Here is a 15,039-nt window from a genome sequence, read left to right as displayed (position 1 = left end):
CACTTGCAGTCGCGCGCCCATCCGTTACCATCGCCGCACGTTTTCGGGCACGCGCATAAAAAAGAGAGGCCGGGATGTACATCTATCGCTTGGTCCTGCTTTTAGTCGTGGGGATCTATCTGTTTTCCCCCGCCATCATGGATTGGTGGATCGACGCTACGGGCGCCTGGTATCGCCCCTATCTGCTTTGGCTGATCCTGATTGTCGTGACCTTCATCCTGCAGAGCCAAAAAGATGCCGATGAGCTTTAGCCTGACCCAGATGATCCTGATCAGCGCCGCGTACCTGGCGGTGCTGTTCGGCGTTGCCTGGATCAGCGAACGGGGCATGATCCCGCGGGCAATCATTCGCCACCCGTTGACCTACACCTTGTCGCTGGGGGTTTACGCCAGTGCCTGGGCGTTCTACGGCACGGTCGGCCTCGCGTATCAGTACGGTTATGGCTTTCTGTCCAGCTACCTCGGCGTGTCCGGCGCGTTTCTGCTGGCGCCGGTGTTGCTCTATCCGATCCTGAAAATTACCCGCACCTATCAACTGTCGTCGCTGGCCGATCTGTTCGCGTTCCGTTTTCGCAGTACCTGGGCCGGTGCACTGACAACGATTTTCATGCTGATTGGTGTACTGCCGCTGCTGGCGTTGCAGATTCAGGCGGTGGCCGACTCCATTGGCATTCTGACTGGCGAGCCGATTCAGAGCCGCGTGGCATTGGCGTTCTGCGCGCTGATCATTCTGTTCACGATTTTTTTCGGCTCACGCCACATCGCTACCCGCGAGAAACACGAAGGCCTGGTGTTCGCGATTGCCTTCGAATCGGTGATCAAACTGATCGCCCTCGGCGGCGTCGGCCTGTATGCGCTGTACGGCGTGTTCGACGGCCCGCAACAGCTTGAACTGTGGCTGCTGCAAAACCAGACCGCCCTCGCCGCCCTGCATACACCATTGCAGGAAGGCCCTTGGCGGACACTGCTGCTGGTGTTCTTCGCCTCGGCGATCGTGATGCCGCACATGTATCACATGACCTTTACCGAAAACCTAAATCCGCGCTCGCTGGTCAGTGCGAGCTGGGGCTTACCGCTGTTCCTGCTGCTGATGAGTCTGGCAGTGCCGCTGATTCTCTGGGCCGGCCTGAAGCTCGGTGCCACGACCAATCCGGAATATTTCACCCTTGGTATCGGTATCGCCGCCAACAGCAAACCGCTGGCGTTGCTCGCCTATGTCGGCGGTCTGTCGGCGGCCAGCGGCCTGATCATAGTCACCACCCTGGCGCTGTCAGGGATGGCACTGAACCACTTGGTTCTGCCGCTCTATCAGCCGCCGGCTGAAGGCAATATCTACCGCTGGCTGAAGTGGACCCGTCGGGCGCTGATCGTCGCGATCATCATGGCCGGCTTCGGCTTCTACCTGATGCTCGGCGCCGAGCAGGATCTGGCCAACCTCGGCATCGTCGCGTTTGTCGCGACCCTGCAATTCCTGCCGGGCGTGTTGTCGGTATTGTATTGGCCGACTGCTAACCGTCGTGGCTTCATTGCCGGTCTGCTGGCGGGGATTCTGGTCTGGGTGGTGACCATGCTGCTGCCGCTGGTCGGCAATCTGCAGGGTTTCTACATTCCGCTGTTGAACATGATTTACGTGCTCGACGACACCAGTTGGCACATGGCGGCCATCGCCTCGCTCGCCGCCAACGTGCTGATGTTCACCCTGATCTCGCTGTTCACCAATGCCAGTCCGGAAGAAGCCAGCGCCGCCGAGGCCTGCGCGGTGGACAACGTCCGTCGCCCGCAACGCCGCGAACTGCACGCCGCCTCCCCGCAGGAATTCGCCACACAGTTGGCGAAACCGCTGGGCGCCAAGGCTGCGCAAAAAGAAGTCGAACAAGCGCTGCGTGACCTTTACCTGCCCTTCGACGAACGCCGCCCTTACGCCTTGCGCCGTTTGCGTGACCGCATCGAAGCCAACCTCTCCGGCCTGATGGGCCCGAGCGTCGCGCAGGACATGGTTGAAACCTTCCTGCCGTACAAGGCTGGCGGCGAAAACTATGTGACCGAAGACATTCACTTCATCGAAAGCCGCCTCGAGGATTATCACTCGCGCCTCACCGGTCTGGCCGCCGAACTCGATGCCCTGCGCCGCTACCACCGCCAGACCCTGCAGGAACTGCCGATGGGCGTCTGCTCGCTGGCCAAGGATCAAGAGATCCTGATGTGGAACAAGGCCATGGAAGAACTCACCGGGATCGCCGCGCAGCGCGTGGTCGGTTCGCGCCTGAGCACCATTGGCGAGCCGTGGAAAGAATTGCTCCAGGGTTTCATCAACCTGCCCGACGAACATTTGCACAAACAGCATCTGGCCCTCGACGGTCAGACCCGCTGGCTGAACCTGCACAAAGCCGCTATCGATGAGCCGTTGGCGCCGGGCAACAGCGGTTTGGTGTTGCTGGTCGAGGATCTGACCGAAACGCAGATGCTCGAAGACAAACTGGTGCACTCCGAACGTCTGGCCAGCATCGGTCGCCTCGCGGCGGGTGTGGCCCACGAAATCGGCAACCCGGTCACCGGCATCGCCTGTCTGGCGCAGAACCTGCGCGAGGAACGCGAAGAAGACGACGAGCTGACGGAAATCAGCGGGCAGATTCTCGAACAGACCAAACGCATATCGCGCATCGTGCAGTCGTTGATGAGTTTCGCCCACGCCGGCAGCCATCAGCACAGCGACGAGCCCGTTTGTCTGGCGGAAGTGGCACAGGACGCCATCGGGCTGCTGGCGCTGAACCGACGCAATTTCGAAGTGCAGTTCTACAACCTGTGCGACCCCGATCACTGGGTCGAAGGCGACCCGCAGCGACTCGCCCAGGTCTTGATCAATCTGCTCTCCAACGCCCGCGACGCCTCGCCGCCGCACAGTGCGGTACGGGTCAAGAGCGAAGCCGGCGAACACACGGTCGATCTGATCGTCGAAGACGAAGGCAGCGGTATTCCGAAGAACATCATGGATAGATTGTTCGAACCCTTCTTCACCACCAAGGATCCTGGCGAAGGCACCGGTCTGGGCCTTGCACTGGTCTATTCCATCGTTGAAGAGCATTATGGACAAATCACCATCGACAGCCCGGCTGATGTACAAAGCCAACGCGGCACCCGTATCCGGGTGACCTTACCGCGTCATGTCGAAGCGACGTCCGCTGTGAACTGAGACCGTCGAGAGTATCGAATCAATGCCGCACATTTTGATCGTCGAAGACGAAACAATTATCCGCTCCGCCTTGCGCCGCCTGCTGGAACGCAACCAGTACCAGGTCAGCGAAGCCGGTTCAGTGCAGGAAGCACAAGAACGCTTCACCATTCCTACGTTCGATCTGATCGTCAGCGATCTGCGTTTGCCGGGCGCGCCGGGCACCGAGCTGATCAAGCTCGGCCAGGGCACGCCAGTGCTGATCATGACCAGTTACGCCAGCCTGCGTTCTGCAGTCGACTCGATGAAGATGGGCGCGGTGGACTACATCGCCAAGCCTTTCGACCACGATGAAATGCTTCAGGCTGTCGCGCGGATCCTGCGTGACCGCCAATCAGCCCCTGCTGCCGGCGAGCCCGTTGCCGTGAAAACGACCAACGGCAGCGGCAAATCCGCGGTCGACAACAGCAACGGAGAGATCGGCATCATAGGTTCCTGCCCGCCGATGCAGGATCTGTACAGCAAGATCCGCAAAGTTGCGCCGACCGACTCCAATGTGTTGATCCAGGGCGAGTCCGGCACCGGTAAAGAGCTGGTAGCCCGCGCCCTGCACAACCTGTCGAAACGCGCCAAGGCACCGATGATCTCGGTGAACTGCGCGGCCATCCCGGAAAGCCTGATCGAGTCCGAACTGTTCGGCCACGAAAAAGGCGCGTTCACTGGCGCCAGCGCCGGGCGCGCCGGCCTGGTCGAAGCGGCGGACGGCGGCACGTTGTTCCTCGACGAAATCGGTGAGCTGCCACTGGAAGCCCAGGCCCGCCTGCTGCGCGTGTTGCAGGAAGGCGAGATTCGCCGGGTCGGTTCGGTGCAGTCGCAGAAGGTCGATGTACGACTGATCGCGGCGACTCACCGGGATTTGAAAAGCCTGGCGAAAATCGGCCAGTTCCGTGAAGACCTTTATTACCGCCTGCACGTGATCGCGCTGAAACTGCCTGCGCTGCGCGAGCGCGGTGCCGATGTCAACGAAATCGCCACGGCCTTCCTCGCGCGCCAGAGCGCACGCATCAACCGTACCGACCTGAAATTTGCCGCGGATGCCGAACAGGCGATTCGTCACTATTCCTGGCCGGGTAACGTGCGTGAGCTGGAGAACGCAGTCGAGCGCGCGGTGATTCTCAGCGAAAGCCCGGAGATCTCTGCCGACCTGCTGGGCATCGACATCGAGCTGAGCGATCTGGAAGACGACGAGTTCATCGGCCTGCCGCCACAAACGGCGGGTAACGCCAGCAACAGCAGCCATGAGCCGACCGAAGACCTGTCGCTGGAAGACTACTTCCAGCACTTCGTCCTTGAGCATCAGGACCACATGACCGAGACCGAACTGGCGCGCAAACTGGGCGTCAGCCGCAAATGCCTGTGGGAACGCCGTCAGCGTCTGGGCATCCCGCGGCGCAAGACCGGGGTCGCCAGCGAGAGCTGAACGTTACCTGTCGAGTGCGCGGGTAACGCTTGAAGATGTGAAAAAACTGTTACCTCAGTCGATTCACGTAACAGAAGCCGGGGTTATCGGTAACGAAACCCCGGCTTTTTTTCGTCCCGAGAAAACGGTTATATCGACCTAACCCTTTGTTTTACTGGGCTTCGCAAAAGTTGGCACGACCCCTGCTATATGTTTGGTACAAGAACAATAACAAGCAATGCACAAGACAATAAAAATAAGACGAATCGACTCACGCACAATAAAAACAAGACGGCGAGAGGCGCAGCTAACTGATTCTTTTGGAGAGGCGTTGTATTTGGGGCTTGCCCCACGACCAGGCCGAGAACAACAAAAACTGTCCTAAGACAGAGCCTGTACTGGTTGGATCGTAAGATCACTGCAATTCAGCGACCAAAGCAATCCGTTTGCTCTTGGCTCCCGATTGGGAGGGTCACGAAGGAAACACTTCGTGGCGAGGGCACTCAACAAAAACAAGAAGCCCGAATCAATAATAAAAAGAGCACGCAACTACTTCTTGGGGAGCTTCGGCTCCCCTTGTAGTTTCTCCTCCGCTGCAAAATCCCCCATTTTTATCGCGCGCGATGCCTGTAGCCTGCGGCTTGCAGCTCAAATCGGCCGTGTCCTACACCATCCCCCGACTAAATGCTAGAATCTGCGCCCATCATGCGGTCATTCTTTGGTATGGCCGAACATTCCTTCAAACAGTGCATCCCATGCTGAAGAAGTTGTTCCAGTCATTCCGAGCTCCCGTGCGTCGTACGCAACACATCCGCAGCACCCCTGAAGTGCTTAACAGCGGCCAACATTCGCTGCAGAAAACGCAATTCAGCCGCTATGCGGTGAATATCGTTGAACGCCTGCAAGGTGCCGGTTACCAGGCCTATCTGGTCGGCGGTTGCGTGCGTGACATGCTGCTGGGCATCACGCCCAAGGACTTCGACGTCGCCACCAGCGCCACCCCCGAGCAAGTCCGTGCCGAATTCCGCAATGCGCGAATCATCGGCCGTCGCTTCAAACTGGTGCATATCCATTTCGGTCGCGAAATCATCGAAGTCGCGACATTCCGCGCCAATCACCCGGTCAACGAAGACGACGAAGACAGCAACCAGTCTTCGCGTAACGAAAGCGGGCGGATTCTGCGCGACAACGTTTATGGCACCCTGGAAGAAGACGCGCAACGCCGCGACTTCACCATCAACGCCCTGTATTACGATCCGGTCAGCGAGCGCATCCTCGATTACGCCAACGGCGTACACGACATCCGCAACCACCTGATCCGCCTGATCGGCGACCCGAAGCAACGCTATCAGGAAGACCCGGTGCGCATGCTGCGGGCCGTGCGTTTCGCCGCCAAGCTCAACTTCGGCATCGAAAAGCACACCGTACAGCCGATCCGTGAACTGGCGCCGATGCTGCGCGAGATCCCGTCGGCGCGTCTGTTCGAAGAAGTGCTCAAGCTGTTCCTCTCGGGCCACGCCGCGATCACCTTCGAAATGCTCGTCGATCTGCAACTGTTCGCCCCGCTTTTCCCTGCCAGTGCCGATGCGCTGGAACACAACCCGGAATACACCCACACGCTGATCAGCGAAGCGTTGACCAACACCGACCTGCGCATCAAGCAGAACAAACCGGTGACCCCGGCGTTCCTGTTTGCCGCGCTGCTGTGGCCTGCCCTGCCGGCCCGCGTGTTGCGCCTGCAGGAACGTGGCATGCCGCCGATTCCGGCGATGCAGGAAGGTGCGCACGAGCTGATCGCCGAACAGTGCCAGCGCATCGCGATTCCAAAGCGCTTCACCATGCCGATCCGCGAGATCTGGGACATGCAGGAACGCCTGCCACGCCGCAGCGGCAAACGCGCCGACCTGTTGCTGGACAACCCGCGTTTCCGTGCCGGTTACGACTTCCTCCTGCTGCGTGAAAGTGCGGGCGAGGAAACTGATGGCCTCGGCGAATGGTGGACGGACTATCAGGACGCCAACGACAGCGAGCGTCGCGACATGATCCGCGACCTCAGTGGCAAAGGTGATGACGCCAGTGGCGCGCCACGCAAACGTCGCCGCAGCGGTGGCTCCAAGCGCAAACGCGCCGGCGCCCCGAGCGCCACGGGCGAATAAGCGATGGAACGCATCTATATCGGCATGGGCAGCAACCTCGCTGACCCTGCCGAACAATTGCGCAGCGCCGTCGAGGCGCTGGGGCAATTGCCGCAGACCACGCTTGCTGGCGTTTCCGCCTTCTATCAAAGTGATTCCCTGTTGCCGGGCCAGCCGCGTTACACCAACGCGGTGGCGGCACTCGACAGCTCGCTTGCACCGCTGGAATTGCTCGATGCCTTGCAAGCGATCGAGAACGATCAAGGGCGTGAACGCCTGGAGCGTTGGGGCCCGCGTACGCTGGATCTGGACATTCTGCTGTTCGGCGATCGACTGATCGACGAGCCGCGCCTGCAAGTCCCGCATTACCAGATTCAGGAACGTGCGTTCGTGCTCTATCCCCTCGCCGAACTGGCGCCGCAGGATCTGCGCCTTGCCGACGGCCGAAACCTCCCCGAACTGCTGGCAGCCTGCCCGTTCGTCGGCCTGGAACGCTTCCCCCACGCCTGACGCAAATCCGCCCCTTTGTAGGAGTGAGCCTGCTCGCGATAGCGTTCTGTCAGCCACAGATTTTTTGGCTGATCCACCGCTATCGCGAGCAGGCTCACTCCTACAGGGTCTGCGCCCTATTCAGATTTATTGTCAGACAAAAACCCCGCGAATCAGCCCTGCCGCGCCGCTGAATCGCATCAGTAACGCCGGTAACACTCCCCTCGTAACAATGCGGTAACACACGCAATTGACTTCCTGTTGGCTCATCACGACTATAGGCGTCCCGCTGCCGCCAACCCGGCACATACGGGCGCAATCCAGGCCTTATAAGCACGACAAAAGAGCGTGCGCCTGAGTAGATGACGAATCACGCGCGTTACTCGCAGCAGTTTCCAGAGCGCCTGAACGAGGATTTTTTACATGCCAGCCATCACCCTGACCACGCTCCAGAGCCTCAAGCAGAAAGGTGAAAAGATCACCATGCTGACCTGCTATGACGCGACCTTCGCTCACGCCTGCAACGAGGCCGGTGTCGAAGTGCTGCTGGTGGGCGACTCCCTCGGCATGGTCCTGCAAGGTCACGACAGCACCTTGCCGGTGACCACCGCAGAAATGGCCTACCACACCGCTTGCGTCAAACGCGGCAATACCGATGCCCTGATCCTCGCCGACCTGCCATTCATGGCCAACGCCACCCTCGAACAAACCATGAGCAACAGCGCGATGCTGATGCAGGCCGGCGCGCACATGATCAAAGTCGAAGGTCAGTTGTGGCTGGCCGAGTCGATCCGTCTGCTCGCCGAGCGCGGTGTACCGGTTTGCGCGCACATGGGCCTGACCCCGCAAGCGGTGAACATTCTCGGTGGCTATAAAGTGCAGGGCCGTAACGAGAACCAGGCGCGGCAGATGCGCGCCGACGCGATCTCGCTGGAACAGGCCGGTGCGGCGATGCTGCTGCTGGAATGCGTACCGAGTGAACTGGCCGCTGAAATCAGCCAGGCCGTGAAGATTCCGGTGATCGGTATCGGTGCCGGTAACGCCACCGACGGCCAGGTGCTGGTACTGCACGACATGCTCGGCCTGTCGATCACTGGCCGCGTGCCGAAGTTCGTGAAGAACTTCATGCACGGTCAGGACAGCATCCAGTCCGCACTGAAGGCTTACGTCAACGAAGTCAAAGCCACCACGTTCCCTGGCATCGAACACGGATTCTCTGCATGAACACCGTTAAAACCGTACGCGAACTGCGCGCCGCTGTGGCCCGTGCCCGCAGTGAAGGCAAGCGCATCGGCTTTGTGCCGACCATGGGCAACCTGCACAGCGGCCACGTCGCGCTGATCACCAAAGCCACGCAACGCGTGGATTTTGTGGTCGCAAGCATTTTCGTCAACCCACTGCAGTTCGGCGCCGGCGAAGACCTCGACAAGTACCCGCGCACCTTGGCGGCGGATCAGGAAAAACTCCTCGAAGCCGGTTGCTCCCTGCTGTTCGCGCCGACTGTCGAGGAAATGTATCCCGACGGCATGGCCGGGCAGACCCGGGTCAGCGTGCCGCAACTCTCCGAAGGCCTGTGCGGCGCCAGCCGTCCGGGGCACTTCGAAGGTGTCGCGACCGTGGTCAGCAAACTGTTCAACATGGTCCAGCCGGATCTGGCGATTTTCGGCCAGAAGGATTACCAGCAACTGGCGGTGATCCGCGCGCTGGTGCATGACCTGAACATGCCGATCCAGATCATCGGCGAGCCGACCGTGCGTGCCGCCGACGGACTGGCGCTGTCGTCGCGCAATGGCTTCCTCAGCGAAGAACAACGTGCGGCGGCCCCGGTGGTTTATCGCAGCCTGAGCAACATCGCCGAGTCGATCAAGCAAGGCGAACGCGACTTTCCGGCGCTGATCAGCGCTCAGCTGCAACAGCTCGAAGCCGCGGGTCTGCGTCCGGATTACCTGGAAATCCGTCATGCCCTGACCTTGCGTCCGGCGACGGCGGAGGATCGCGATCTGGTGATTCTGGTGGCCGCGTTCCTCGGCACCACGCGGTTGATCGATAACCTGCACCTGAATCTCGATACCCCGGTTTAAAGACACCGCAATACCCCCTGTAGGAGTGAGCCTGCTCGCGATAGCGGTGTGTCAGTCAGCATTAGTGTTGAATGACACACCGCCATCGCGAGCAGGCTCACTCCTACAGTGTTTTTCAGCGTCATGAAGATTGCATTCCAGCCATATTGCCGCCCTCAAAGCCTTCGGGCACACTGCCCGCCGTTTGATTCCAACCCGGGAAAATGCACATGCACGCGATCATGCTCAAGGCCAAACTGCACCGCGCCGAAGTCACTCATGCAGTGCTCGACTACGAAGGCTCGTGCGCCATTGATGGCGAGTGGCTGGACTTGTCCGGCATCCGTGAATACGAGCAGATCCAGATTTACAACGTCGACAACGGCGAGCGTTTCACCACCTATGCAATCCGTGGCGAAGAGGGTTCGCGGATGATCTCGGTCAACGGCGCCGCCGCACACAAGGCCAAGGTCGGCGATCGGGTGATCATCTGCGCCTACGCCCATTACAGCGAAGCGGATCTGGTCAATTTCAAGCCGCGCATGCTCTACATGGGACCGGGCAATGAGCTGAGCCATACCAGCAACGCCATCCCGGTTCAGGTTGCCTGATCGCGTATCACCTCGTTCCGTTTGTCGGCCAGTTCCCGCTCTCGATGTTAAAAAAGTACAGGGATCTGGTCAGACAAAGTCAAGACAGAACGCAGCGCGAGGTTTACTGTATTCGCCCTGTGTCCAGAAATCGTGGCGACACAGTTGGCCCCACGCCCAAACATGGCGTGTCGTGGCTGTTCAGTGTTTAAAAGGCCGTTCAAGTAAAAAGGAAAACCGCAGCGATGGCGTACTACCGCACTCCTCACGACGTTACCGCTCTGCCCGCCTGGCAAGCGTTGAAAGATCACCGCCAAGCCATGCAGGATTTCAGCATGCGCGAAGCCTTCAACGCCGATCCGCAGCGCTTCAATCAGTTCACTCTCAGCAGCTGCGGACTGTTTCTCGACTATTCGAAGAATTTGATCAACGCCGATACCCGCAATCTGCTGGTGGGTCTGGCCAACGAAGTCGATCTCAAGGGCGCAATCAAGGCGCTGTTCGACGGCGAAATCGTCAACTCGTCCGAAGGCCGCCCGGCGCTGCATACCGCCCTGCGCCGCCCGGTAGGCGACAAGTTATCGGTCAACGGCGTCAACGTGATGCCGGAAGTCCACAAAGTGTTGAACCAGATCACCGATCTGGTCGGCCGCATCCACGACGGTCTGTGGCGCGGTTACACCGAGAAGCCGATCACCGACGTGGTCAACATCGGCATCGGTGGCTCGTTCCTCGGCCCGGAGCTGGTGTCCGAAGCGCTGCTGTCGTACGCACAGAAAGGCGTACGTTGCCATTATCTGGCGAACATCGACGGCAGCGAATTCCACGAGCTGACGCAGAAGCTGCGCGCCGAGACCACGCTGTTCATCGTTTCGTCGAAGTCGTTCAACACCCTCGAAACCCTGAAGAACGCCCAGGCTGCTCGTGCCTGGTACCTGGCGCAGGGCGGTTCGGAAGCCGAGCTGTATCGTCACTTCATCGCCGTCTCGAGCAACAACGCGGCAGCCGTGGCGTTCGGTATCCGCGAAGAAAACATCTTCCCGATGTGGGACTGGGTTGGCGGTCGTTATTCGCTGTGGTCGGCCATCGGTTTGCCGATTGCCCTGGCCATCGGCATGTCCAACTTCAAGGAACTGCTGTCCGGTGCCTACACCATGGACCAGCATTTCCAGACCGCGCCGTTCGAACAGAACATGCCGGTGCTGCTGGCGCTGCTCGGTGTCTGGTACGGTAACTTCTGGGGTGCGCAGAGCCACGCGATCCTGCCGTACGACCACTACCTGCGTAACATCACCAAGCACTTGCAACAACTGGACATGGAATCCAACGGCAAGAGCGTGCGTCAGGACGGCACGCCAGTGTCGACCGATACCGGTCCGGTGATCTGGGGCGGCGTCGGCTGCAACGGTCAGCACGCTTACCACCAGTTGCTGCATCAAGGGTCGCAGCTGATCCCGGCCGACTTCATTGTGCCGATCGTCAGCTTCAACCCGGTTTCCGACCACCATCAGTGGCTGTACGCCAACTGCCTGTCGCAAAGCCAGGCGCTGATGCTCGGCAAGACCTTGCCGGAAGCCGAGCAAGAGTTGCGCGACAAGGGCATGAGCGAAGAGCAGGTGCACAAACTCGCACCGCACAAGGTGATCCCGGGCAACCGTCCGAGCAACACCCTTGTGGTCGAGCGCATCAGCCCGCGTCGTCTCGGCGCACTGGTGGCGATGTATGAACACAAAGTGTTCGTGCAAAGCGTGGTCTGGGGCATCAACGCCTTTGACCAGTGGGGCGTGGAACTGGGCAAGGAACTGGGCAAAGGCGTTTACAACCGCCTGGTGGGCAGCGATGAAACCGTTGCCGATGACCCTTCCACCCAAGGCCTGATCAACTACTTCCGCGGTCGTCACCGCGGGTGATCAGTCGCTTGATAGAGAGCCCCTGAAGTTCAGGGGCTTTTTTTCGTCTGGCGTTTGGCGTGGATTGCGCGCTGACAGCCAGATCGTTTCCCCCTCACCCCAGCCCTCTCCCCCAAGGGCGAGGGGGAAAGGGAGCCGATTTTCGCGCTTTTCATTACTTGAGTTCGACTCAGGAATTTCAGGTCGATGTATCAAGCCCAAACACCTCGGTCAGTCCCCTCTCCCTTTGGGAGAGGGTTAGGGTGAGGGGCTCTTCGCGGTGGGGAGCCGTCTGCCGCCCTTGAACCCTTGCCCCCATCGGCGCATCTTTATCCTTGTCGCACCACAAGAATAAGGAACCGTCATGTTCGATATCAGCACGTTCCCCAAAGCCGATGCCGTCCGCCGGGCTGCGCAATTGAGTCAGGAAGACTATCGGCGCCTGTACCGCGAATCCATTGAACACCCCAGCACCTTTTGGGCCGAACAGGCCACGCGCTTCCTCGACTGGAGTACGCCGTGGCAGACCGTTCAGCGCTATGACCTGAAAACCGGAGAGGCCGCCTGGTTTGCCGGGGGCAAACTGAATGTCAGCTACAACTGCATCGACCGCCATCTCGAACAACGCGGCGATCAAACCGCCCTGCTCTGGGAAGGCGACGACCCCGCCGAATCGGCACAAATCACTTACAAAAAACTTCACCACCATGTCTGCCGACTGGCCAATGTGCTGAAAAGCCGTGGCGTGAAGAAAGGCGACCGGGTGTGCATCTACATGCCGATGATCCCCGAAGCCGCTTACGCGATGCTTGCCTGCTCGCGGATCGGCGCGGTCCATTCGGTGGTGTTCGGCGGTTTCTCCCCGGACTCCCTGCGCGACCGCATTCTAGACGCCGACTGCCGCACCGTGATCACTGCCGACGAAGGCGTGCGCGGCGGCAAGTTCGTGCCACTGAAACAGAACGTCGACAAAGCCCTGCAGAGTTGCCCGGACGTCAGCACCGTTGTAGTGGTCGAGCGTACGCAGGGCAAAGTCGAATGGGTCGAGGGCCGCGACCTCTGGTATCACCAGGCCGTGCGCGACGTCAGCGACGATTGCCCGCCGGAGCCGATGGACGCCGAAGATCCGCTGTTCATCCTTTACACCTCCGGCAGCACCGGCAAACCCAAAGGCGTGCTGCACACCACCGGCGGCTATCTGCTGCAAGCGGCGATGACCTTCAAATACGTACTCGATTATCGCGACGGCGAAGTGTTCTGGTGCACCGCCGACGTCGGCTGGGTCACCGGCCACAGCTACATCGTCTACGGCCCGCTGGCCAATGGCGCGACCACGCTGATGTTCGAAGGCGTGCCGAGCTACCCGAGCAGCTCACGCTTCTGGCAGGTGATCGATAAACACAAGGTCAACATCTTCTACACCGCCCCCACCGCCCTGCGCGCATTGATGCGCGAAGGCGCCGAGCCGTTGAAGGAAACGTCGCGCGCCAGCCTCAGATTACTCGGCAGCGTCGGTGAGCCGATCAACCCGGAAGCGTGGGAATGGTATTTCAACGTCGTAGGAGAACAACGCTGCCCCATCGTCGATACCTGGTGGCAGACCGAAACCGGCGGCATCATGCTCAGCCCGCTGGTCAGCGCACAACGGATCAAGCCGGGTTGCGCCACGCAGCCGCTGTTCGGCGTGCAACCGGTGCTGCTCGATGAACACGGCAAGGAAATCAAAGGCGCCGGCAGCGGCGTGCTGGCGATCAAATCCAGTTGGCCGGCGCAGATCCGCAGTGTCTATGGCGACCCGCAGCGAATGGTCGATACCTATTTCAAACCCTACCCCGGCTACTACTTTACCGGCGACGGCGCGCGCCGCGATGAGGACGGCGATTACTGGATCACCGGGCGCATCGACGACGTGATCAACGTCTCCGGCCACCGCATCGGTACGGCCGAAGTGGAAAGCGCACTGGTCCTGCACGACAGCATCGCCGAGGCCGCCGTGGTCGGTTACCCCCACGACGTCAAAGGCCAGGGCATCTATGCCTTCGTCACGCCCATGAACGGCGCCGAATCGAATGACGAGTTGAAGAAACAATTGCTCGACCACGTCAGCAAGGAAATCGGCAGCTTCGCCAAACCGGACCTGATCCAGTGGGCGCCAGCCTTGCCGAAAACCCGCTCAGGCAAGATCATGCGGCGCATCCTGCGCAAGATCGCCTGTAACGAACTCGACAGCCTCGGCGACACCTCGACCCTGGCCGATCCGAGCGTGGTACAGGGCCTGATCGACAAGCGCCTCAATCAGTAACATCCCGGGCGCGGTCTACTGGTCGCGCCCGCCTTTCTTCACTGAGTGGTCATGGAATTCATCCGCAGTCGTATCGAACAGCAACTCATGAGCCTGACCGGGCTGTCCCTCGGCCAACTCGACCTGGAAAACCCCAAGGGCGATCCCGGCCTGTTCGGCCCCGACTCGGTCAGTTGGCAAGTGCACGGCGACTTCAGCAGCATGTTGATCGGCGGCATCAGCGCGTTGCTGCTGCAAGCGCTGCATCCGCTGGCGTTGGCCGGGGTTTGGGATCATTCGAACTTTCGTCAAGACATGCTCGGGCGCTTGCGCCGTACCAGCCAGTTTGTTTCCGGCACCACATTTGGATCGCGACGAGACGCCGACTGGTTGATCGAGAAAGTCCGCACCATTCACTTGCAGGTGGTGGGCACCGCACCGGATGGCCGGCCCTACGCGGCGAGCGATCCGGATTTGCTGACGTGGGTGCATGTGGCCGAGGTCAGCAACTTTCTGGCGGCGCATTTGCGCTATCGCAATCCGCACTTGTCGGCGGCCGATCAAGATCGTTATTACGCGGAAATCGCCGTGATTGCCGAACGCCTGGGCGCACGGGATGCGCCGAAATCGCGGCAGGCCGTGGCTGATTATCTGCAACGGATGCGCCCGCAGCTGCTGTGCGACGAGCGCAGCCGTGAGGTGTTGCGCCTGTTGCTCGCCGCGCCGGCACCGAGTGTTCTCGCGCGGCCGTTTGGCGATTTGATGATGAAGGCCGGTATTGATCTGCTGCCGGACTGGGCCAGTGACATGCTCGATGTGCGGCAGAGTTCGCTGCAACGCCAGCTGATTCGCGCCAGCGTCAGACGCAGCGTGCCGATGCTGCGCTGGGCGATGCGTAATGGCTCGGTGCAACGGGCCAAACGGCGGATGGGCTTGCTGAACTGAAAGCTTCGTCGAGCCCTTCGCGA

11 protein-coding genes are annotated in these 15,039 nt (G+C 60.3%); all 11 read left to right on the top strand.

Annotated features, from left to right (window positions below; genetic code table 11):
• The first annotated feature begins 74 nt into the window (after window positions 1–74).
• The 11 genes from CQ009_RS28830 to CQ009_RS28775 all read left to right on the top strand — a co-directional run bounded on the left by CQ009_RS28830 (window position 75) and on the right by CQ009_RS28775 (window position 15,016).
• Window positions 75–251 (top strand): hypothetical protein, encoded by a 177-nt coding sequence (locus CQ009_RS28830; RefSeq protein ID WP_003176118.1) that lies wholly within the window; start codon window positions 75–77, stop codon window positions 249–251.
• The gene (locus CQ009_RS28825) at window positions 235–3,189 is read left to right on the top strand and encodes a sensor histidine kinase (RefSeq protein WP_161806676.1); all 2,955 of its coding nucleotides are present in this window, start codon (window positions 235–237) and stop codon (window positions 3,187–3,189) included. Before CQ009_RS28830 ends, CQ009_RS28825 begins: the two co-directional genes overlap by 17 nt.
• A 22-nt stretch (window positions 3,190–3,211) precedes the next feature.
• Window positions 3,212–4,648: a sigma-54 dependent transcriptional regulator gene (locus CQ009_RS28820; protein WP_064392482.1), complete on the top strand. Its 1,437-nt coding sequence runs from the start codon at window positions 3,212–3,214 to the stop codon at window positions 4,646–4,648.
• Between the two features lie 734 nt (window positions 4,649–5,382).
• The gene (locus CQ009_RS28810) at window positions 5,383–6,783 is read left to right on the top strand and encodes a polynucleotide adenylyltransferase PcnB (RefSeq protein ID WP_064392480.1); all 1,401 of its coding nucleotides are present in this window, start codon (window positions 5,383–5,385) and stop codon (window positions 6,781–6,783) included.
• 3 nt (window positions 6,784–6,786) lie between these two features.
• On the top strand, window positions 6,787–7,272 hold the full coding sequence (folK, locus tag CQ009_RS28805; protein WP_064392478.1) for a 2-amino-4-hydroxy-6-hydroxymethyldihydropteridine diphosphokinase: 486 nt from the start codon (window positions 6,787–6,789) through the stop codon (window positions 7,270–7,272).
• A 402-nt stretch (window positions 7,273–7,674) separates the two neighbouring features.
• The gene (panB, locus tag CQ009_RS28800; RefSeq protein WP_016983495.1) at window positions 7,675–8,475 is read left to right on the top strand and encodes a 3-methyl-2-oxobutanoate hydroxymethyltransferase; all 801 of its coding nucleotides are present in this window, start codon (window positions 7,675–7,677) and stop codon (window positions 8,473–8,475) included.
• On the top strand, window positions 8,472–9,332 hold the full coding sequence (gene panC, locus CQ009_RS28795; RefSeq protein ID WP_064392476.1) for a pantoate--beta-alanine ligase: 861 nt from the start codon (window positions 8,472–8,474) through the stop codon (window positions 9,330–9,332). The genes panB and panC overlap by 4 nt, the downstream gene beginning before the upstream one ends.
• A 209-nt stretch (window positions 9,333–9,541) precedes the next feature.
• Entirely contained in the window at window positions 9,542–9,922 is a 381-nt protein-coding gene (panD, locus tag CQ009_RS28790; protein ID WP_064392475.1) for an aspartate 1-decarboxylase, read from the top strand.
• A gap of 224 nt (window positions 9,923–10,146) precedes the next feature.
• Window positions 10,147–11,811 carry a glucose-6-phosphate isomerase gene (pgi, locus tag CQ009_RS28785; protein WP_105709399.1) on the top strand — a complete coding sequence of 555 codons (1,665 nt, stop codon included), beginning with the start codon at window positions 10,147–10,149 and terminating at the stop codon, window positions 11,809–11,811.
• Window positions 11,812–12,154: 343 nt separating this feature from the next.
• The gene (acs, locus tag CQ009_RS28780; protein WP_105709398.1) at window positions 12,155–14,092 is read left to right on the top strand and encodes an acetate--CoA ligase; all 1,938 of its coding nucleotides are present in this window, start codon (window positions 12,155–12,157) and stop codon (window positions 14,090–14,092) included.
• A 51-nt stretch (window positions 14,093–14,143) separates the two neighbouring features.
• The gene (locus tag CQ009_RS28775) at window positions 14,144–15,016 is read left to right on the top strand and encodes an oxygenase MpaB family protein (RefSeq protein WP_105709397.1); all 873 of its coding nucleotides are present in this window, start codon (window positions 14,144–14,146) and stop codon (window positions 15,014–15,016) included.
• Window positions 15,017–15,039 lie beyond the last annotated feature (23 nt).

Origin of the sequence: Pseudomonas sp. MYb2, from assembly GCF_002979955.1 — a bacterium.
Classification (GTDB): domain Bacteria; phylum Pseudomonadota; class Gammaproteobacteria; order Pseudomonadales; family Pseudomonadaceae; genus Aquipseudomonas.
This window is presented reverse-complemented; position numbering and strand designations above follow the sequence as displayed.